Source organism: Allobosea sp. CCNWLY174, from assembly GCF_037120455.1.
Lineage (GTDB): Bacteria > Pseudomonadota > Alphaproteobacteria > Rhizobiales > Beijerinckiaceae > Allobosea > Allobosea lupini.
In genome coordinates this window covers 42,585-62,318 of record NZ_JBBBBQ010000004.1, presented here as the reverse complement: position 1 = coordinate 62,318, position 19,734 = coordinate 42,585, and the positions used below count along the sequence as shown (strand labels likewise).

General features: G+C 67.7%; 19 protein-coding genes. 7 read left to right on the top strand and 12 right to left on the bottom strand.

Translation table 11 applies throughout. The annotated features are described in order from the left end of the window. Positions 1-9: 9 nt before the first annotated feature. The 5 genes from V7S63_RS13850 to V7S63_RS13830 form a co-directional block, all read right to left on the bottom strand. Positions 10-162, bottom strand: a complete 153-nt coding sequence (locus tag V7S63_RS13850) for a hypothetical protein (RefSeq protein WP_167561580.1) — start codon at positions 160-162, stop codon at positions 10-12. A 75-nt stretch (positions 163-237) separates the two neighbouring features. Beyond that, positions 238-933, bottom strand: a complete 696-nt coding sequence (locus V7S63_RS13845) for a phosphatase PAP2 family protein (protein ID WP_336530650.1) — start codon at positions 931-933, stop codon at positions 238-240. 8 nt (positions 934-941) lie between these two features. After that, positions 942-1,925: a diacylglycerol/lipid kinase family protein gene (locus V7S63_RS13840; protein WP_336530649.1), complete on the bottom strand. Its 984-nt coding sequence runs from the start codon at positions 1,923-1,925 to the stop codon at positions 942-944. A 1-nt stretch (position 1,926) separates the two neighbouring features. After that, positions 1,927-2,814 carry a transglutaminase-like domain-containing protein gene (locus V7S63_RS13835; protein WP_100961364.1) on the bottom strand — a complete coding sequence of 296 codons (888 nt, stop codon included), beginning with the start codon at positions 2,812-2,814 and terminating at the stop codon, positions 1,927-1,929. Between the two features lie 233 nt (positions 2,815-3,047). Further along, positions 3,048-3,431 carry a PRC-barrel domain-containing protein gene (locus V7S63_RS13830; protein ID WP_244667892.1) on the bottom strand — a complete coding sequence of 128 codons (384 nt, stop codon included), beginning with the start codon at positions 3,429-3,431 and terminating at the stop codon, positions 3,048-3,050. Between the two features lie 306 nt (positions 3,432-3,737). Between V7S63_RS13830 and V7S63_RS13825 the strand changes: the two genes are divergently transcribed. Next, entirely contained in the window at positions 3,738-4,019 is a 282-nt protein-coding gene (locus V7S63_RS13825) for a glycine zipper domain-containing protein (RefSeq protein ID WP_208862240.1), read from the top strand. Positions 4,020-4,127: 108 nt separating this feature from the next. On the opposite strand, the gene hutC is transcribed toward V7S63_RS13825, so the two are convergent. Together hutC and V7S63_RS13815 are read right to left on the bottom strand one after the other, a co-directional pair. Beyond that, positions 4,128-4,877: a histidine utilization repressor gene (gene hutC / locus V7S63_RS13820; RefSeq protein WP_091832126.1), complete on the bottom strand. Its 750-nt coding sequence runs from the start codon at positions 4,875-4,877 to the stop codon at positions 4,128-4,130. A gap of 10 nt (positions 4,878-4,887) precedes the next feature. After that, a complete protein-coding gene (locus V7S63_RS13815) occupies positions 4,888-6,246 on the bottom strand; it encodes a formimidoylglutamate deiminase (protein WP_336530949.1) in 1,359 nt (452 codons plus the stop codon). A gap of 169 nt (positions 6,247-6,415) precedes the next feature. Here V7S63_RS13815 and hutI point away from each other — a divergent pair, with 169 nt between their 5' ends. From hutI to V7S63_RS13790, 5 genes are read left to right on the top strand one after another with little or no spacing between them, the layout of a single operon-like run. After that, entirely contained in the window at positions 6,416-7,582 is a 1,167-nt protein-coding gene (gene hutI / locus V7S63_RS13810) for an imidazolonepropionase (protein ID WP_336530648.1), read from the top strand. Further along, a complete protein-coding gene (hutH, locus tag V7S63_RS13805) occupies positions 7,579-9,105 on the top strand; it encodes a histidine ammonia-lyase (RefSeq protein WP_336530647.1) in 1,527 nt (508 codons plus the stop codon). Before hutI ends, hutH begins: the two co-directional genes overlap by 4 nt. Continuing rightward, positions 9,102-9,911 carry an N-formylglutamate deformylase gene (hutG, locus tag V7S63_RS13800; protein ID WP_336530646.1) on the top strand — a complete coding sequence of 270 codons (810 nt, stop codon included), beginning with the start codon at positions 9,102-9,104 and terminating at the stop codon, positions 9,909-9,911. Before hutH ends, hutG begins: the two co-directional genes overlap by 4 nt. Continuing rightward, positions 9,908-11,575, top strand: coding sequence for a urocanate hydratase (hutU, locus tag V7S63_RS13795; protein WP_336530645.1), 1,668 nt, complete (start codon positions 9,908-9,910; stop codon positions 11,573-11,575). Before hutG ends, hutU begins: the two co-directional genes overlap by 4 nt. Before the next feature lie 11 nt (positions 11,576-11,586). Beyond that, positions 11,587-12,147 carry a HutD/Ves family protein gene (locus V7S63_RS13790; protein WP_336530644.1) on the top strand — a complete coding sequence of 187 codons (561 nt, stop codon included), beginning with the start codon at positions 11,587-11,589 and terminating at the stop codon, positions 12,145-12,147. 163 nt (positions 12,148-12,310) lie between these two features. Here V7S63_RS13790 and V7S63_RS13785 read toward each other — a convergent pair whose 3' ends face one another. Next, complete coding sequence (locus V7S63_RS13785; RefSeq protein ID WP_336530643.1) at positions 12,311-13,387, bottom strand: citrate synthase/methylcitrate synthase; 1,077 nt, start codon at positions 13,385-13,387, stop codon at positions 12,311-12,313. 96 nt (positions 13,388-13,483) lie between these two features. Between V7S63_RS13785 and V7S63_RS13780 the strand changes: the two genes are divergently transcribed. Continuing rightward, entirely contained in the window at positions 13,484-14,623 is a 1,140-nt protein-coding gene (locus V7S63_RS13780) for a citrate synthase family protein (RefSeq protein ID WP_336530642.1), read from the top strand. An 8-nt stretch (positions 14,624-14,631) separates the two neighbouring features. Here the strand turns inward: V7S63_RS13780 and V7S63_RS13775 are convergent, their stop codons facing one another. The 4 genes from V7S63_RS13775 to V7S63_RS13760 form a co-directional block, all read right to left on the bottom strand. After that, positions 14,632-16,095: a lyase family protein gene (locus tag V7S63_RS13775; RefSeq protein WP_336530641.1), complete on the bottom strand. Its 1,464-nt coding sequence runs from the start codon at positions 16,093-16,095 to the stop codon at positions 14,632-14,634. Positions 16,096-16,204: 109 nt separating this feature from the next. Further along, the gene (locus V7S63_RS13770; RefSeq protein WP_442896469.1) at positions 16,205-17,407 is read right to left on the bottom strand and encodes a class I SAM-dependent methyltransferase; all 1,203 of its coding nucleotides are present in this window, start codon (positions 17,405-17,407) and stop codon (positions 16,205-16,207) included. Between the two features lie 195 nt (positions 17,408-17,602). After that, the gene (locus V7S63_RS13765) at positions 17,603-19,009 is read right to left on the bottom strand and encodes a TRAP transporter large permease (protein ID WP_091832153.1); all 1,407 of its coding nucleotides are present in this window, start codon (positions 19,007-19,009) and stop codon (positions 17,603-17,605) included. A gap of 4 nt (positions 19,010-19,013) precedes the next feature. Further along, positions 19,014-19,592, bottom strand: a complete 579-nt coding sequence (locus V7S63_RS13760) for a TRAP transporter small permease (RefSeq protein WP_336530639.1) — start codon at positions 19,590-19,592, stop codon at positions 19,014-19,016. Between the last annotated feature and the right edge of the window lie 142 nt (positions 19,593-19,734).

The window sequence follows — 19,734 nt, the reverse complement described above, 5'->3', positions numbered from 1 at the left end:
GCTTGCTTCTTACTTCTCCTTGATCGACAGACCGTTCTTGCCGACCGAGATCTCGACGCCCTCCGGCTGCTTCTTCTCCTGGTAAAGCGCATAGCTGACGGCCCCGAGGCCGAGCACGAGCATGGCGACGAGGAGAACAAGCGTGTTGCGGGACAGCGTCATCAGGAACTCCGTTGCGGGGGCGCCGACACGGCGCCACCCATCAACGCCGACGCCGGCGCGCGGGTTCCGACCTTCTCAGCCTGCGGCCTCGCTGCGGGATGCGACGACCTGGGCGAGATCGTCCTCCGAGCGGGCTGCCCGGCGCCCGATCAGGAAAGTGGCAAGACTTGACCAGGCCACTCCGAGGCACCAGCCGCCGAGCACGTCGCTCGGCCAATGCACGCCGAGATAGATCCGGCTCAGGCCGATCGCGATGATCAGCGCCCAGGCCACCCACAGGCAGAGCCGCGCGATATCGGCGCGGCGCGACGCGATGCCGGCGAAGCTCGCAATGCTCAGCAGCACCACCGCGGCAAGGAAGGCGTGACCGCTCGGGAAGCTCGCCGTGAAGGTCAACGCTGCGTGCTCGACGATATCCGGCCGTTCGCGGCCGATGCCGATCTTGAGCAGGGTGCTCGCCACCACGGCCGCCAGGACGTTCAGCACCAGGCCGACCGCAAGAGGGCGATGGCCGCAGAGCCGCAGCGTCAGCGTCGCGATCACGGTCGCGATGCCGAGCCCGATGAAGCTGCCGAGAGCCGTCAGGTCGCGCATCATCTCGCGGAACCAGGCGGGGCCGATCGGCAGCGACGGGTTGGCCGGATCGCGGAACAGCATGACCAGGGCGCTGTCGAGCGCGGCGCCGCCATCGGAGATGACATAGAAGGCCAGCCCGACGAAACCAAAGGCCGCCGCGACAGGCAGGAGGAAGCGCGGCTGGAGGAGGAACATCGCATGCCTCATGAGGGGAACATGTGCTCGGCCAGGTGCGGTTCGATCTTGGCCGGTCGCGCCGCTATCACCCGCAGCGCCCCCGGCAACAGGCGATAGGTGAAAGGGCTGGCGCGACGCTCGACCTCGCCGTCGAAGGTGACGTGACCGCGGCGCTTGTCGCGACGGTTGATCGTCACCGCCGTGCCGGTCAGCGAAACCAGATGCTGCGAATTGCGCCAGCCGCCGGTCAGCATCGATAAGGCGGCCTTGCAGCGCGACAGCAGGCCGCCGGTATCGAGGATGTGGACCTCGAACTCGCCGCCGTCGAGGCGGTTGCGGCGCCACTCGGTGCCGTCGAACTGGTTGACGGTGACGAGGACCGCGTCGGCCTCGACCTGCCGACGCTCACCGGCGATCTCCATCTCGATGCGGATCGAGTGGGTGAACAGGATCGATCGCGTCGCCGCGAAGAGAAAGGCGACGAGACGACTGAACGGGAAGCGCCGGCGCGCATATTCGCGCTCACGCGCCATCAGGCTGAAGAAGCCCATGCCAGAGATCGAATGAAACAGCCGGCCGTTGACGCTGCCGAGATCCATTGAGACCGGCTCGCCCGCGCAGATCGCAGCGATCTGCTCTTCGAGCGGGCCGATCAGGCCGAGATCGCGGCCAAGGACGTTGACGGTACCGAGCGGCAGCACGCCGACGGGCCGCTTGCACCCGACCAGAACCGGCAAGGCCCCGTTGATGCTGCCGTCGCCGCCGGCGACGACGGTCGTCACCGCCTCGTCGGCGATCGCGGCCCGCAAGCGTTCCTCCAGCTGTCGCGGAGGGACCAGCTCGACCTCGGCCTGACACCCCGCCGCTTCGAAGGCCGCCTCGATCTGACGCGCGAAGCTCTCCGCTCCGGCTTCCAGCACCGTTCCGGCGCGCGCATTGGCGATCACGCGGAAGCAGCGAAGCTTCGCCTGCGCATCGAGCTCCAGCAACGGGTCCGACTGTTTCGCCATATCAGGCGGCGATATGGACGTCCCTTCTGGCGGGAACAAGGCGGGCCATGTTATGCAACGATTCCTCGTCGACTTCCTCCGTGATCACCTCGAAGCGCTGCAGCCAGTGCGGGCCGAACGAGGTGAGCATCGGAACGTCCGTGGCATCGCGGCCGCGAGCGATGACGATCCGGCCGATGCGCCGCTCATTGTGGCGCGCGTCGAAGGTGTGCCAGCGCCCGCCGAGCCAGACCTCGAACCACGCGTTGAAGTCCATCGGCGCCGGATCGGGCGGCACGCCGATATCGCCGAGATAGCCATTGCAGTACCGCGCCGGAATGTTGAGGCAGCGGCACAGGGCGATCGCCAGATGGGCGAAGTCGCGGCAGACGCCGATGCGTTCGTTGAACGCTTCGGCCGCGGTGCGCGTGTTGCGGGCGAATGCGTAGCCAAAGGTTATATGATTGTGGACGAACTGGGTGACCGCCTGTACGCGGGCCCAGCCTGGCTCCACTTGGCCGAACAGGTTCCAGGCGGTGTCGGCCAGTCGATCGGTCTCGCAGTAGCGGCTGCCGAGCAGATAGGGGAGGACTTCGTCCGGCAGCTCCGCCGGCTGGGCCTGACGTGCGGAGAGATCGATGCGATCCGGCTCGCCGTCGTCATAGACGAGCCCCTCGCAGGCGAGCAGCACGCCGCCCGCAGGCGCGACCAGACGCCGGCAGATGTTGCCGAACGCGTCGATGTGCTGACTGATCTCGATCGATCGACCCGGGCCGCGCAGCGAGGTGGCGCGCATCTCGTCGGGGTGGATCAGATCGTGCCGACGCGAAGGATGAACGTCCAGAAGCGTCAACAACGCGCTCGGCTGTTCACAGACAAGTTCGATCCGGTAGCCATAGCGGATATGCATAGTGACCTCGACGCTGCGCGATGGGAGCCGCCCCGCCGCGGCGGGGGAGCTCCCCGACCGGCACTTAATGACGCGCTCAGCCGGCCGAAGTTCCCGCCCGATGGCCAGCCTGAGTGCATAAAAAAGGTGCGGGCCTTTCGGCCCGCACCACGCAATCACGACGATCCGGCTGGGGGGATAGCGATCGCCGCGAGCTGCGCCTTGGCGTGGAGCGACGGCCTAGCGGCGCGCTCTCACATCATCCAGTAGGGCATCGTGCCGTAATAATCGTGCACGCGCTTGCCATACTCCTTGTCGTGCCAGTCGGGCTCGCCGTCGGCGCCGTACATCGGAGCGGCCTCGAGCTTCTCGCGGGTCAGCGGGACGACGTAACCGCCCTTGTCGACGTCGTAGTCGAGCATGCTCCACGGAATCGGGTGATACTTCTCGCCGAGGCCGAGGAACCCGCCGAAAGACATGATCGCATAGGCGACCTTGCCCGTCGCCTTGTCGAGCATCACGTCATAAATCGAGCCGAGATGCTCGCCGGTGGTATTGTAGACATCGGTGCCGGCGACACGGGCACCGGCGATAAGCGGGTTGGCGGCGTGAGAGGCTGCGGTCATCGTAGCGCTCATCGGTCCCTCCATGCATATCTGACAAGCCGGTAGGCCGGCCTGCTCCATCAACCCCGAGGCTGCTGCCTGGTTCCCAGGCGCGAGCGAAAAAAGCGCGTCCTCAAGACAGTGCCGCGACGGGGCATCCCTGCCATCGCGAACATTCAGCGGACGGCCTGTCAGCCCATGCCCGGAACAAATGCGGACGGCTGCGGTTTGATGACCGATCGAACGCGGCTTGAAGCGACGCGATTCACGAGGCGGATGAACGCTAGCGGTGTTGCCGCGTGTCGTCGGCCCTCGCCCTCAAAGTAAAGGAAACGCCCGATGACGATCCCGATGACGATGAAGAAGCTTCTCCTTGTCGCCACCGCCGTGACCGCGCTCGGCGCCTGTACGCCGCGCGAGGAAAGGACCGCCACCGGCGCATTGATCGGTGCCGGTGCTGGCGCCGTGATCGGCGGCGCCGCGACCGGCCGAGCCGGTGGCGCGCTGGCCGGTGCCGCGATCGGCGGTGCCAGTGGCGCCATCATCGGCAATGCGACTTCTCCGGACCAGATCTGCTATGGTCGCGACGAATGGGGCCGGCGCGTCCGCTACGCCTGCTGAGGTTCACGCGCTATTGCGAGGCGCCTGAGCGACGAAGCAATCCAGCGGCCGCGGAACTCCGTGGCCGCGTGGGTTGCTTTTATGCGTTCGCAATGAGGACAGCAGTTCTCAGACAGCGCCGTAAGGCCCGAAGCGGCCGACGAAGCGGTGTCGGCCTCCGGGATAGAGCAGCCGCACGGCGGTGATCGGCTCGGACTGGTTCCACGTCCGGCGCTCGACCAGCAGGCATGGCGAGCCGGCCTCGATCTTCAGCAATTCCGCTTCGTCCGGCTCGGCCGCTATGGCGCTGATCGCGTGCTCGGCCTGTGTCCACAGGCTGTTCTGCAGCAGCCAGTCGCCCGGCGGCGTCTGCGCGAAGCTCTCATCCGCGACCTGCGGCATGGCAGTAGGGTGAATCACCCGATCCTCCAGCACATGCGGCGCGCCATCGGCGAAATGCAGCAGAGTGAGATGGGTGACGTTGACCGAGCGGCCTAGCTCGAAGCGCGCGGCGACCTCGCGAGAAGCCTTGCCGTCGCGCCGCTGCAGGATGCGATAGCTATAGGCCTGCCCGAGTTCGCCGACCTCCTCTGGGATCGAGAGGATGTCGAGCATGGCATGGCTCGCGGGCGGGCTCGCAACCACCGTGCCCGACCGGCGCCGACGCAGGATGAGGCCCTCGCGCGCGAGCTGCGCCAGCGCCCGGTGCACGGTCATGCGCGAGGCCCCGAGCTTCTCCATCAGCGCGTGCTCGGGCGGCACCGACGTCCCTGGCGGCCAGGTGCCGGCGAGGATCAGATCGCGGATGGCGCGGCGAATCTGGTCGTAGAGCGGCCCGGCTCCGTCCAGCGTCACGGCGTCGATCTGAGTGGCTGACATTCCCTGCGGCTCAATCGAGGACGGTGCGGATCACCTGGCCATAGCGGGCAGCGATGCGGGCGCGGTCAATGTGCCGGCCGCCGCTGACCACAGGCTTTCCACCGACGATCACCTCCGCGACCGGCAGGGCCGGCGCAGCGAAGATCGCGCTGTCGAGGGCAAAGTCGCCGGCCTTGCCGACGATCGCCGGATGCTCGGCATCTAGGGTAACGAGGTCGGCACGATAGCCGACCGCAATCGCGCCGATGCCGCGGCCGCAGGCCTGGGCGCCGCCGCCGCAGGCATCCTGCCAGAGCCTCAAGCCCGCGGAGATGCCGGGCTCGGCCCAGAGCGCGCGGCGCCGGTCGCGCAGGCGCTGCGAATATTCGAGCACGCGCAATTCCCCGCCGGCGCCGATCTCGACATTGGAATCGCTGCCGACGCCGATGCGCCCGCCCTTCGCCCGGTAGCGCACACCGTCGAAGATGCCGTCGCCGAGATTGGCCTCAGTGATCGGACATAGGCCCGCGACCGCGCCGGAGAGGGCCATGGCGTCGCGCTCGGCATCGCTGAGATGCGTCGCATGGATCAGGCACCAGCGCTCGTTCACTGCGGTATTCTGCATGAGCAGTTCGACCGGCCGCCGGCCGGTGATGGCGAGACTGTCCTCGACCTCCCGGGTCTGCTCGGCGACGTGGATGTGCAGCGGCACGTGCTGACGGAGCTCAGCGATCCAGTTGAGGTCCTCGAGCGCCACCGCGCGCAGCGAATGCGGCGCCATGCCGACGCGGGCATCGGGAAGAGCGGCGACCGCCTTCTCGCTGCCCTCGATCAGCCGGGCATAGGCGTCGCGGTCGTTGAGGAAGCGACGCTGGCCGGCAGCGGCCGGCGCATTGCCGAAATTGCCGTAGCGATAGAGCACGGGCAGCAAGGTCAGGCCGATGCCGGTTTCCTCGGCCGCCGCAGCGATCGCCCCACCCATGGTGGCAATGTCGGCATAGGCGGTGCCGTCCTTGTCGTGATGGAGGTAATGGAACTCGGCGAGCGCGGTGAAGCCGCCCTCCAGCATCTCCACCATCGCCTGCGCCGCGATTGCCTGGACGTCGTCGGGGCTCAGACGATCGAGGAAGCGGTACATCACCTCGCGCCAAGTCCAGAACGAATCCTCGGAGGCGCCGCGGCGCTCGGCCAGGCCGGCCATGCCGCGCTGGAAGGTGTGGCTGTGCAGGTTCGGCAGGCCGGGAAGCGCGAGCCCGGCGAGCCGTGTCGCGCCCGCAGGAGCGGCCTGCCCCGCCGCGACCGACATGATCACTCCATGATCGAGCGTCAGCGTGACGTTCTCGGCGAAGCCCTCGGGCAGGAGCGCCTGGGCGAGATGCAGGGTCGTGATTCCGGTCACGCGAGTTGTCCTCTTTTTATTTGCATATGCAAATGAAGCTTGCTATTTGCATATGCAATTGTCTAGCATAATCTGAAAGCGGACGAAGTCGAGAGGAAGCGACGTGGCGGCGACCCCTTCCCCCAGCCACCGAGTGTGGACCAATGCCCGGCTCGCGACCATGGTGGCCGATACGGGCACACCCTATGGCGCGATCGAGGACGGCATCGTCATCGCCCGCAACGGCCGCATCGTCTTCGCCGGCCCGAGCAGCGAGGTCTCCAGCATCGGCCAGGCCGAGGTCATCGACTGCGAGGGCCGCTGGATCACCCCCGGGCTGATCGATTGCCATACCCATCTCGTCTATGGCGGTGACCGCGCCCACGAGTTCGAACTGCGCCTCAAGGGCGCGAGCTATGAGGAGATCGCCCGCGCCGGTGGCGGCATCGTCTCATCGGTCAAGGCGACGCGCGCGGCGAGCGAGGACGAGCTCTTCGCCAGCGCCGACAAGCGCCTGGCCGCACTGATCGCCGAGGGCGTCACCACGGTCGAGATCAAGTCAGGCTACGGCCTCGACACCGACAGCGAGGTGAAGGTGCTCGCCGTCGCCCGCCGGCTCGGGCGCGAGCGTCCGGTCGGCGTGCAGACCACCTTCCTCGGCGCCCATGCGGTTCCCGCCGAGTTCAAGGGACGTTCGGGCGACTATGTCGACCTCGTCTGCGGCCCAATGCTCGATGCGATCGCGGAGCAGAACCTCTCCGACGCGGTCGACGTCTTCTGCGAGGGCATCGCCTTCTCGCCCGAGGAGACGGCGCGTGTCTTCACTGCGGCCAAGGCCAGGGGCTTGCCCGTCAAGATCCACGCCGAGCAGCTCTCCAATCTCGGCGGCGCGGCGCTGGCGGCCGGCTTCGGCGCGCTCTCGGCCGACCATCTCGAACATCTCGACGAGGCCGGGGTGATCGCCATGGCCAAAGCCGGCACGGTCGCCGTCGTGCTGCCCGGCGCGTTCTATTTCCTGCGCGAGACGATGAAGCCGCCGATCGACCTGCTGCGCCAGCATGGCGTGCCGATCGCGCTCGCCACCGACGCCAATCCCGGCACTTCGCCGCTGACCTCGCCGCTCATGACCATGAACATGGGCTGCACCCTGTTCCGGCTGACGCCGGAGGAGGCGCTCGCCGGCATGACCCGCAACGCGGCGCTCGCCCTCGGACTTCAGGACGAGATCGGCACGCTGGAGGCCGGCAAGGCCTGCGATCTCGCCATCTGGGAGATCGAGCGCCCGGCCGAGCTCGCCTACCGCATCGGCTTCAACCCGCTTCACACCCGCATTCGGAACGGACTATGACCACGCTCTCGCTCACCCCCGGCAAGGCCCGCCTCGCCGACTGGCGCCATGTCATCGACGGCGCCACCGTCGCTCTCGCTGATACCGGCGCGATCGCCGGCGCCCAGGCGATCGTCGACGACATCGTCGCCGCCGGCACCGTGACCTATGGCGTCAATACCGGCTTCGGCAAGCTCGCCAGCGTGCGCATCGCCGACAGCGATCTCGCCACGCTGCAGCGCAATCTCATCCTGTCGCATGCGGTCGGCACCGGCCCTGCTCTCCCCGATTCCGTGGTCACGCTGATCCTGGCGATGAAGGCGGCCAGCCTGGCGCGCGGCGCCTCGGGCGTACGCCCCGTCGTGGTCGATGCGCTGGTCGGCGCGCTCAAGGCCGGCGCCTTGCCGGTCGTGCCGGCCAAAGGCTCGGTCGGCGCCTCCGGCGATCTCGCCCCGCTCGCCCATCTGACCGCCGCTCTGATGGGCGTTGGCGAGATCAGGCTGAAGGGCGAAGTCCTGCCCGCAGCCGAGGCGCTGAAACGGATCGGTCAGGCGCCGCTCGCGCTCGGCGCCAAGGAAGGCTTGGCGCTGATCAACGGCACGCAGGTCTCGGCCTCTCTGGCGCTCGCCGGCCTTGCCAGCGTCGCCCGCGTCTTCGATGCGGCGCTGATCGCCGGCGCGCTCTCGGTCGATGCGCTGAAAGGCTCGGACACCCCGTTCGACCCGCGCATCCAGACGCTGCGCGGCCAGCCCGGCCAGATAAAGGTCGCGGCTCTGCTGCTCGACCTGATCGCCAACAGCGAGATTCGCGAGAGCCACCGCTTTGGCGACAGCAAGGTGCAGGACCCCTATTCGCTGCGCTGCCAGCCGCAGGTGATGGGCGCGGTGCGCGACCTGCTCGGCAATGCCGCGACGACGCTTTCGATCGAGGCCAACGCCGTCACCGACAACCCGCTGGTGCTGGGGCCGGGCGAGATCGTCTCGGGCGGCAATTTCCACGCCGAGCCGGTCGCCTTCGCCGCCGACATGCTGGCGATGGCGGTCTGCGAGATCGGCAACCTCGCCGAACGGCGGATCGCGCTGCTGGTCGACCCCGTCATGAGCGGCCTGCCGCCCTTCCTCGCCCGCGATGCCGGGCTCAACTCCGGTTTCATGATCGCGCAGGTGACCGCAGCGGCGCTGGCCTCCGAGAACAAGCAGCGGGCCTACCCAGCCTCGGTCGACACCATCCCGACCTCGGCCAACCAGGAAGACCATGTCTCGATGGCGACGCATGGCGCCTTCCGCCTGATCGAGATGGCGAAGAACGCGGCGAGCATCATCGCGGTCGAATTGATGGCTGCGGCCGAGGCGATCGAACATCACCGCCCGCTGAAGACTTCGCCGCGCCTCGAGCCGGTGCTGGCGCTGATCCGCGAAAGAATCGCGCCGCTGACCGAGGACCGCTACCTCGCTCCCGATCTCGCCGCCGCGACGGAACTCGTGCTCTCGGGCGCGCTCGGCAAGGCGGCCGGCGTCGACACCTTCGCGGAGCTCTCCGCATGAGCGCCGACATCGTCTCCGTCACGCGCGGCGCCTCGCCGCTGGTCCTGTCGATGCCGCATCCCGGCACCGGCCTGCCGGCCGAGGTCGCGGCGCAGCTCAATGCGCGCGGAAAACTGGTGGAGGACACCGACTGGCATATGCGCCAGCTCTATGGCTTCGCCGAACGCTTCCAGCCGACCATCGTCGAAGCGCAGCTGTCGCGCTTCGTCATCGACCTCAACCGCGACCCGGCCGGCGTTTCGCTCTATCCCGGCCAGGCGACGACCGAGCTGGTGCCGACCACCACCTTCGACGGCGCGCCGATCTGGAACACGGCGCCGGACGAGGCCGAGATCGCACGCCGGCGCGAGGCTTACTTTCAGCCCTATCACGACGCCCTCGCCAACGAGATCGCACACGCCAAGGCGCAGCACGGCTTCTGCCTGCTCTGGGACTGCCATTCGATCAAGTCGGTGATCCCGCGCCTGTTCCCGGACACGCTGCCGACGCTGAACCTCGGCACCAACTCCGGCCAGAGCGCTGCGCCCGCCGTGGAAGTCGCGGCGGCGCAGGCGATGGCCGGCAGCACCTTCACGCAGGTGATCAATGGCCGCTTCAAGGGCGGCTGGATCACCCGGCATTACGGCCAACCGGCTGAACACGTGCACGCGCTCCAGATGGAGATCGCGCTGTCAGCCTATCTCGACGACGAAGCTCCACCCTGGACCTTCGCTCCGGGCAAGGCCGCCAGCCTGCAAGCCACCCTTTCCGCCATGATCGACGCCGCGCTCGCCGCTGCGACCCAGCTCGAACGGAGCAAGCCATGACCCGCCTGGACAACACCCGCGTCATCCGCCCCGCCACCGGCACCGAGCTCAGCGCGAAAAGCTGGCTGACCGAGGCGCCGCTGCGCATGTTGATGAACAACCTGCATCCGGATGTCGCCGAGAACCCGCAGGAGCTCGTGGTCTATGGCGGCATCGGCCGCGCGGCCCGCTCCTGGGAGGATTTCGACCGCATCGTCGCGGCGCTCCGCCAGCTCGAGGCCGACGAGACCCTGCTCGTCCAGTCCGGCAAGCCGGTCGGCGTGTTCCGCACGCACAAGGATGCGCCGCGCGTCCTGATCGCCAATTCCAATCTCGTGCCGCACTGGGCCAACTGGGACCATTTCAACGAGCTCGATAAGAAGGGGCTCGCGATGTACGGCCAGATGACGGCCGGCTCCTGGATCTATATCGGCACGCAAGGCATCGTGCAGGGCACCTACGAGACCTTCGTCGAGGCCGGGCGCCAGCACTATGGCGGCAATCTCAAGGGCAAATGGGTGCTGACCGGCGGCCTCGGCGGCATGGGCGGCGCCCAGCCTCTCGCCGCGGTGATGGCCGGCGCCTCCTGCCTCGCGGTCGAGTGCAACCCGGACTCGATCGATTTCCGCCTGCGCACCCGCTATCTCGACGAGAAGGCCGAGACGCTCGACGAGGCGCTGGCGATGATCGAGCGCTGGACGAAGAACGGCGAGGCGAAGTCGGTCGGCCTGCTCGGCAATTGCGCCGAAATCCTGCCCGAGATGGTCCGCCGCGGCATCCGGCCGGACATGGTCACCGACCAGACCTCGGCGCATGACCCGGTCAACGGCTACCTGCCGAAAGGCTGGACCATGGGTCAGTGGCGGCAGGCGCGCGAAGCCAATCCGAAGTCCGTCGAGAAGGCGGCCCGCGCCTCGATGCGCGAGCATGTCGAGGCGATGATCGCCTTCCAGGACATGGGCATCCCGACCTTCGACTACGGCAACAACATCCGCCAGGTCGCCAAGGACGAGGGGCTGGAGAACGCCTTCGCCTTCCCCGGCTTCGTGCCGGCCTATATCCGCCCGCTGTTCTGCCGTGGCATCGGCCCGTTCCGCTGGGCCGCGCTCTCCGGCGACCCGGAGGACATCTACAAGACCGACGCCAAGGTGAAGGAACTGCTGCCCGACAACAAGCACCTGCACAACTGGCTCGACATGGCGCGCGAGCGCATCGCGTTCCAGGGTCTGCCGGCGCGGATCTGCTGGGTCGGCCTCGGCGATCGCCACCGGCTCGGCCTCGCCTTCAACGAGATGGTCAGGACCGGCGAGCTCAAGGCGCCGGTCGTGATCGGCCGCGACCACCTCGATTCCGGCTCGGTCGCCTCGCCGAACCGCGAGACGGAAGCGATGAAGGACGGCTCGGACGCGGTCTCCGACTGGCCGCTGCTCAACGCCCTGCTCAACACGGCGTCAGGCGCGACCTGGGTCTCGCTGCACCATGGCGGCGGCGTCGGCATGGGCTTCTCGCAGCATTCGGGCGTCGTGATCTGCGCCGACGGCACGGATGATGCAGCCGCCCGCCTGTCGCGCGTGCTCTGGAACGACCCGGCCACCGGCGTGATGCGCCATGCCGATGCCGGCTACGACATCGCGCTCGACTGCGCCCGGGAGAAGGGTCTGAAGCTGCCCGGCATACTGGGCTGAGGATCGGCATCATGCGCATCATCCGCGCCACCGACTGCCTCTCCATGCCGTGGAAGAACGGCGGCGGGACGACGACCGAGATCGCGGTGGCGCCGGAACGCGCCTCGCTCAATGATTTCGACTGGCGCATCAGCATGGCCCATGTCGGGCAGGACGGGCCGTTCTCGTCCTTCCCCGGTATCGACCGGACGCTGTCGGTGCTGACCGGGGCCGGCATCACATTGGCCTTCGGCGATGGCGAGCGTATGCGGCTCGATCGCAGCAGCGCGCCCTACGCTTTCGCCGCCGACCGGGCGGTCGACGGGCTGCTGGTGGACGGGCCGATCGACGATCTCAACGTGATGAGCCGGCGCGGGCGCTGGCGGCACCGGGTCGAGCGTCTCTCCGGCGCAGGCTCGCTCAACGCGACCGAAGGCCTGCTGGTCTTGGTCGCCCGCAAGGGCGACTGGCAGGTGAACGGCGCGACGCTCACCGCCGGCGACAGTGCGGTGCTGGATGCCCCGGGGCGGGCTGAGCTGGCCGCAAGCGGTAGTGAGGCTGAGCTCTACGCGGTCTGGCTGACAGCAATATAGGCGTGCGCGGGATCCCCTCTCCCGGATGGGAGAGGGGTAGGGGTGAGGGACCGCCGCTGGTTATTGGAATGCAACGGCTCCGCTGCACCTCAATCGGTTAGGGCAGGCCCTCATCCCTGCCCTTCTCCCATCCGGGAGAAGGGTTCCCCGCGCCCTACGGCGACTAGGCCGCCTGCCTAGGCTGCGGGCCGACATAGACCGATTGCGGCCGGATCAGGCGGCCGGTCTCGATCTGCTCGCGGGCATGGGCGAGCCAGCCGGTTGTGCGGCCGAGCGCGAAGACGCAGGTGAAAGCCTCGGGCGGGAAGCCGAGAGCCTCAAGCAGCAACGCGGTATAGAACTCGACATTGGTTTCCAGCGAGCGGCCGGGCTTGCGCTCGCGCAGGATGGCGAGCGCCGCCTGCTCGACCGCCTCGGCATGGCGCAGGCGCCCGGCATCGGCGCCGAGCTTGGCGATCGCCTGCTTCAGCGCATCGGCGCGCGGATCACGGACGCGATAGATGCGATGGCCGAAGCCCATCAGCCGCTCACCGCGATCGAGCGCGTCTTCCAACCAGGCGCGTGCATTGGCCGGCTCGCCAATTGCATCGAGCATCTCGATGACCGGCCCCGGCGCGCCACCATGCAGCGGCCCCTTCAACGCACTGATCCCGGCCAGCACGGCAGAGACCAGCCCGGCCCGCGTCGAGGCGACGACGCGCGCCGCGAAGGTCGAGGCGTTGAGGCCGTGATCGGCGACGGTGACGAGATAGGTATCGAGCGCCGCGGCTTGGGCAGCGGTCGGCGCCTCGCCGCGCAGCATGCGCAGCGTGTCCGCCGCCTGCGACAGTGTCGCATCGGGCGCGATCGGGGTCAGGCCACGCTGCTTGCGAACTGCGGCGGCAGTGAAGACGGCCGGCGCGGCGAGCAGCCTCAACGCCGTGTCAGCCTCCTCCCCGTCAGCAATCTGCGCCGTCCAGGCCCGCACTGCCTCGACCGGTCCGAGACCGTCCGCGAGCGCGGTCCTCTCGACGATGCCGAAGAGATCGGCGCGGGCGTGGCCGAGCGCCATCGAGAGTTCGCGGCCCTGCGGCAGACCGGGCAGCAGCCCGTCGAACATCAGCGCCACCATCTCCTCGAAGCTGGTGCGGCCGGCGAGCTCGGCGAGGCTGTGACCGCAGATCACCAGGCGGCCGGCAGCGCCGTCGACCTCGGAGAGCACGGTATGGGCGGCGACGACGTCATCGAGACCATCGGACATGTCAGGAACTCCTCAAAAGCGTTCGTCGCGAAAATCAGCTCCCGCATTGCAACAATCAATCTTGAACAATATAATCAATATATCTAAGGAAGGGCGATGCAGGACTGGCTGACGGCTCAGGAGGCGATGACGCGGCTCGGGCTGAAGCCGCAGACGCTCTACGCCTATGTCAGCCGCGGGCTGATCGAAGCGCGCGGCGACGAAGGCGATTCCAGGCGCAGCCTGTACCGGGCCGAGGACATCGCCCGGCTGGAGCATCGCAAGGCGCGCGGCCGGCGCCCGGCCGCGATCGCCGAGGATGCCATCGCCTATGGCGAACCGGTGCTCGCCTCCGCCATCACCACGATCGAGCGCGGCGGCCTCTGGTATCGCGGGCAGGATGCGGCCCGCCTCGCCGAGAGCGCCAAGCTTGAGGACGTTGCTCGCCTGCTCTGGGATTGCGGCACGCAGCGCTTCCCGCCTCTGGCGACGATCGTGCCGCCGGGCGAACCGCTGGCGCGCGTCTTCGTGACGATCGCAGCGCGGACCGCGACCGACCGGCCAATGGTCGGGCGCGCCAAGAAGGCGCTGTATCTCGAAGCCGCCGCCGTGCTCGACACGCTGGTCGACGCGATCGCCGGTGGGCCGGGCGAAGGGCCGATCCATGCCCGGCTGGCCCGGGCCTGGGGTTGCGAAACAAAAGGCGCTGAGCCGATCCGACGGGCGCTCGTCCTGCTCGCGGACCATGAGCTCAACGCCTCGACCTTCGCCGCCCGCGTCACCGCCTCGACCGGCGCCTCGCTCGCCGCCTGCGCGCTGGCGGGGCTCGCGGCGCTTTCAGGGCCCTCGCATGGTGGTGTCGCGCCGCGCGTGCTGGCACTGATGCGGGACATCGAGCGGGACGGGCTGGAGGCTGCGCTGGCGGCAAGGCTGGAGGCCGGCGCCAAGCTGCCCGGCTTCGGCCATCCGCTCTATCCCGATGGCGACCCGCGGGCGCGAGCCCTGTTCGCAGCGTTCGAGCCGCCGCCGGCCTATGCGCAGGCCCAGGCCGCCATCGCCACCTTGACGGGCGAGGAACCGAACATCGACTTCGCGCTGTCGGCGCTGGCGGCGAAACTGGCATTGCCGGAGACCGCGCCGTTCCAGATCTTCGCCGCGGCGCGCTGTACCGGCTGGCTCGCCCATGCGCTGGAGCAGAACGAGACCGGCCGGCTGATCCGCCCGCGAGCCCGCTATGTCGGGCCGGCGCCTGGCTGAGACTTCCGCTACTGCGCCTGGGCGCGCAGCGCCTCGAAATCCCTGTCGAGCCTGCCGAGCGAGCCGGCGATCCGCTCGCGCCGCTCCTTGATCCAGGTACCCTGCTCCGCGATCTTGCCCTTCGCCGCCGCGAGCATCCGCTCCATCTCGGCCGGCTGCGGGCCGCCTGCGGTTGCGCGGCTGCGCACGATCGCGACGGGGTCGAGCGCAGCGCGGAACTCGGCTTCGCTGATCGGCAGCTCGGCCGGATACTCCGTGCCCTTGACCGCCGCGGCATAGATCCGCTTCGCCTCGACATAAGGAAAGTCGAGCGGCTTGACGTCGTGGTCCTTGGCGTGGGTCACGACCTCGGAGGCGAAGTGGTGGCCGACGCGGAAGGGCAGCCTGTATTTGCGCATCAGCAGGTCGGCGAGTTCCTGTGAGGCCGTCCAGTCGCTGTTTAATTCCTCAAGCGCCCGCTCGGGGCTGATCACCAGCCCCTTCAGGATGCGGTCCCAATTGGCGAGCACGGTGGCCGCGCTCTTCACCATCGCGCTGTTGGGCCTGACATCCTTGGGGTCGCTCATCCCCGGCGTGATGTTGTGGGCCTGGATCGCGGCTCCCATGGCGAGCGAGAGCGCGGTCGAGGCCTGCTGGCGCGTGGTGTTGAGCAGGCCGGGATTGCGCTTCTGCGGCATGGCGCTGGAGACATAGGTGTTGCCGTCGCCTTCCTGCAGCAGCATCCAGGGCCGCGCGAAGGCGTATTGCGTCATCACATCCTCGACGAAGGCGCCGGCATGCAGCGCGATGCTGGTGACGATCGCGCCGGCCTCGACCGGATGCTCGGCCGAGGAGATCTGGCCGGCATCATAGGCGTTGTCGACGATCGCCGCGAAGCCGAGATAATCGGCCATGCGCTTGCGGTTCAGCGGCCAGCTCGTGCCATTGAGCACGGTCGTGCCCATCGCGGAGCGGTCGATCCGAGCATAGGCCTCGCGGATGCGCTGGGCGTCGCGCTCAAGGCCGGCGGCATGGCCGAGCAGGGTGTGGCCGAGGCTGTTCGGCTGGGCGGCGACGCCATTGGTATAGTTCGGCACGATGGTCGCGGCGTGCTTCTCGGCCAGCCCGACCAGCGTCGCCGTGGTGCGGTTGAGCTGCTCGGCGAGCGCCAGCATGTCGTCGCGCAGGATCGCGGCACGGTAGGTCGCATGCATGTCCTGGCTCGAACGGCCGGCATGCAGCAGCGTGACCTCCTGCCCGCCAGCCGCGATCAGCAGCGGCTCGAAGCTGATCACGGTCGAAGGCCGCTTGCCTCCCGACTTGGCGCCCTCGCTCAGAACCTTGGACAGACCGGCCGCAATGCGCGGCGCCAGCGCCTTGTCGAGCAGGCCCTCATCCGTGTTGATCACGGCCGTGGCCTTGTTGATCTCGCCGAGCCAAAAGAACTCGTCGCGGACCTGGCGCTCCTGGGCGAGGGCTGGAAGAGCTGACATCTGCGCCGCTACCGCGAGCGCAATCATCGATGATCGCACGATCGACCTCCGCTGGTTCCCCCGCCGGACCGAAGCCTAGCGGGGGGATCCCGGCGGCTCAATCGTGAAGTCAGGCGGCCCGGTCGATCGCGCCCGCGACCCGCGCCTTCTCGCTCATGTAGTCCCGGGTCATCGGCAACGTGCCGAGACGCTTGGCGAGCTGGAGCTGGAAGACGACGAGGCCATCATGGCGGAAGCTCGCCTCGGACGCGGCGAGATAGAACTCCCACATCCGTGCGAAGCGCTCGTCATACATCGTGACCGCCTCCTGGCGATGAGCGAGGAAACGCTCGCGCCAGGCCTTCAGCGTCTCGGCATAATGCAGGCGCAGCACCTCGACATCGGTGACAATCAGCCCCTCCTTCTCCACCGCCGCCGTGACTTCCGACAAAGCGGGGATATAGCCGCCGGGAAAGATGTACTTGGCGATGAAGGGGTTGGTCGCGCCGGGCGGAGTGCTGCGGCCGATCGTGTGGATCAGCGCGACGCCGTCATCCTCGAGCAGCTCCCTGATCTTGCGGAAATAGTCGCGATAGTAGCCGACGCCGACATGCTCGAACATGCCGACCGAGACGATGCGGTCGAAACGCTCGGTCACGGCCCGGTAGTCCTGCAGGCGGAACGCGACCGGCAGCCCCGATTCCTCGGCCCGCTTGTTCGAAGCGGCGAGTTGTTCCTCGGAGAGGGTTATGCCGGTGACCTTCGCGCCGGTCTCACGCGCGATCGAAAGCCCGAGCCCGCCCCAGCCGGAGCCGATGTCGAGCACGCGCTGGCCCGGCTTCAGCGCCAGCTTCGCCGCGATGCGGCGCTTCTTGGCGGCCTGAGCCTCCTCCAGTGTCGCACCCGGATGCTCGAAGAAGGCGCAGGAATACTGCCGGTCGGCATCGAGGAAGAGCTGGAAGAACTCGCTTTTCAGATCGTAATGGTGATGGACGTTGCGTTTGGCCCAACCCGGCGTGTTGTGCTGCTTCAGCCGCCGCACTGCCGTACGCAGCCGCGTCAGCGTTCCCGCGAAGGCGGAAGGCGGCTGTCGCGACAGGCCACGGATCAGGGTTTCGAGCAATTGGTAGATGGTACCGCGCTCGACGATGATACGGCCATCCATCACGGCCTCGCCGAGCGCGAGCTCAGGATCGAGGGCCAGCTTGAACTCGGTTTCACGGTCGGCGATACGCAACTTGATCGCGGGCGCCGAACCCCGCCCGGCCGAATGGAGCGATCCATCGGCGAACATCACATCCACCCGCGGCTCGCAAATGAGCCGAGACAACATATTCATAATCAGACTGCGCATGGCGCCACCTCACGGCAGTGCCCCTTCGCCATCAAAGATGGCAATCACCCGTGGCAGCGTAACAGTGGGTTCGGCGCAAAGCTGATCCACGCCCGCCGCATGCAGCTGTCAGCCTCCTGACAGAAAAAATGGGGGCGGCGTTTCATTCTCGCCAGTCCGCCCCCCCGCAAAGCCTTACCGGATCATGCCCATTGTACGCGGCAGCCAGAGCGTCAGCTCAGGGATGAAGGTGATCGCGAACAGTGCGGCAAAGAGCGGAATCAGCCAGGGCAGGATCGCCATGGTGGTGCGCTCGACCGAAAGCTTGGCGACGCGCGAGAGCACGAACAGCACCATGCCGAGCGGCGGATGCAAGAGCCCGATCATCAGGTTCAGCGTCAGGATCAGGCCGAAATGGATCGGGTCGACGCCGAGCTTGAGCGCGATCGGCAACAGGATCGGCACGACGATGGTGATCGCGGCGATGGTGTCGAGGAAGCAGCCGATGAAGAGCAGCAGCAGGTTGACCAGGATCAGGAACACCCACTTGTTCTGGGTGAAGCCGAGGATCAGGTCGGAGAGCAGCTGGGCCGTCTGCGACACCGTGAGCAACCAGGCGAAGATCGAGGCGGCGGTGACGATGAACAGCACCGAGGCCGTGGTCTCGATGGTGTCGAAGGTCGCCTTGGTCAGGCTGCGCATGGTCATCGAGCGATAGCGCACCAGCCCGAGGAAGAGCGACCAGATCACCGCAGCAGCCGCGGCTTCGGTCGGCGTGAACCAGCCCATGGTCATGCCGCCGATCAGGATGACCGGCGTCATCAGCGCCATCACCGCCGAGAAGTCGAAATAGTAATCGACCGCCAGCAGCACGGCGAGCGCGATGCCGATCGCGAGGTTGGGATCGAGCCCGGCGAACACCAGCCCATAGGCCAGGACCGGGAAGCCGAGGACGACGAGCACCTCGATGCCGGCAGAGCCGAGCTCGCGCAGCGAGAACTTGGTGTCGGAACCCCATTTGTAGATGCGGGCGAAGATCGCGACCGTGAGCATCATGAACAGCGTCATGATCACGCCGGGGATGACGCCGCCGAGGAACAGCGCACCGATCGAGGTGTTCGACATCATGCCGTAGATGACGAAGGGCAAGGATGGCGGGATGATCGGGCCGAGCGTGGCGGAAGCCGCGGTGACGCCGACCGCGACCTCGGCCGAATAGCCATGGTCCTTCATCGCCTTGATCTCGATCGTGCCGATGCCGGCGGCGTCGGCGATCGCGGTGCCCGACATGCCGGAGAAGATCACCGAGCCAATGATGTTGACCTGGGCGAGGCCGCCACGCATCCAGCCGACGAGCGCGACGGCGAAGGAATAGATGCGGCCGGTGACGCCGGCGATGTTCATCAGGTTGCCGGCGAGGATGAAGAACGGCACCGCCAGCAACGGGAAGCTCTCGACGCCGGCGATCATGCGCTGGGCCAGGATCACGTCCGGCACGGTGCCGGAGACGAGGATGAAGGCAAGCGAGGCGACGGCCATCGAGATGGCGACGGGAACGCCGAGCACCATCAGGCAAAGGAAGGTTCCGAGCAGGATCAGCATGGGGTCAGGCCTCCGAGCCGTCGAAGGCCGAGGGACGCTCCAGCACGGAGTAGCCGCGGCGCCAGTTCTGCCAGGCGACCTGGATCGAGCGCAGCGTCATCAGCGCGAAGGCGACGACGACGGCGTAGAACACCGGCGCTTTCGGGAACTGGATCGTCGTCATCGTCTCGTCGGGAATGAGCTCGGCATAACGATGCACCAGCACCGTGCCATAGGCGAAGAAGCCGATGCGGATGAGATCGACCGCGGTCGAGAGCGCCCGTCCGGCGCCGGGCGACAGATACCGATACAGGAAGTCGACCTGGATGTGCCTGGAGGCACGCACGCACAGCGAGGAACCCAGGAAGACGACGACGATCAGCGCGTAGATCGCGATCTCCTCGGTCCAGGCGAAGCTGTCGTTGAGGACATAGCGGGTGAAGAACTGCGCCACGACGCAGGCGACCATCAGCCAGAACGCGGCGAGCGTCACCCAGTCCTCGAGGCCGTAGCCGGAGAGATCCGCCGGCGGCGGCGCCTCGTCGAAGACGTGGGCGATCTCCTCGCTGGTGACTTGGGTGTGGACTTCCGGCGTCGTGGTCATGGGCTGGATCCGGTCATGTCTGGGTCGCGGCGCTTGGCGTCATTGCGAGCGTAGCGAAGCAATCCAGCGGGACCCGCTCGGCGGCCCCTGGATTGCTTCGTCGCTGTCGCTCCTCGCAATGACGACAAACCGTCACTGCAAA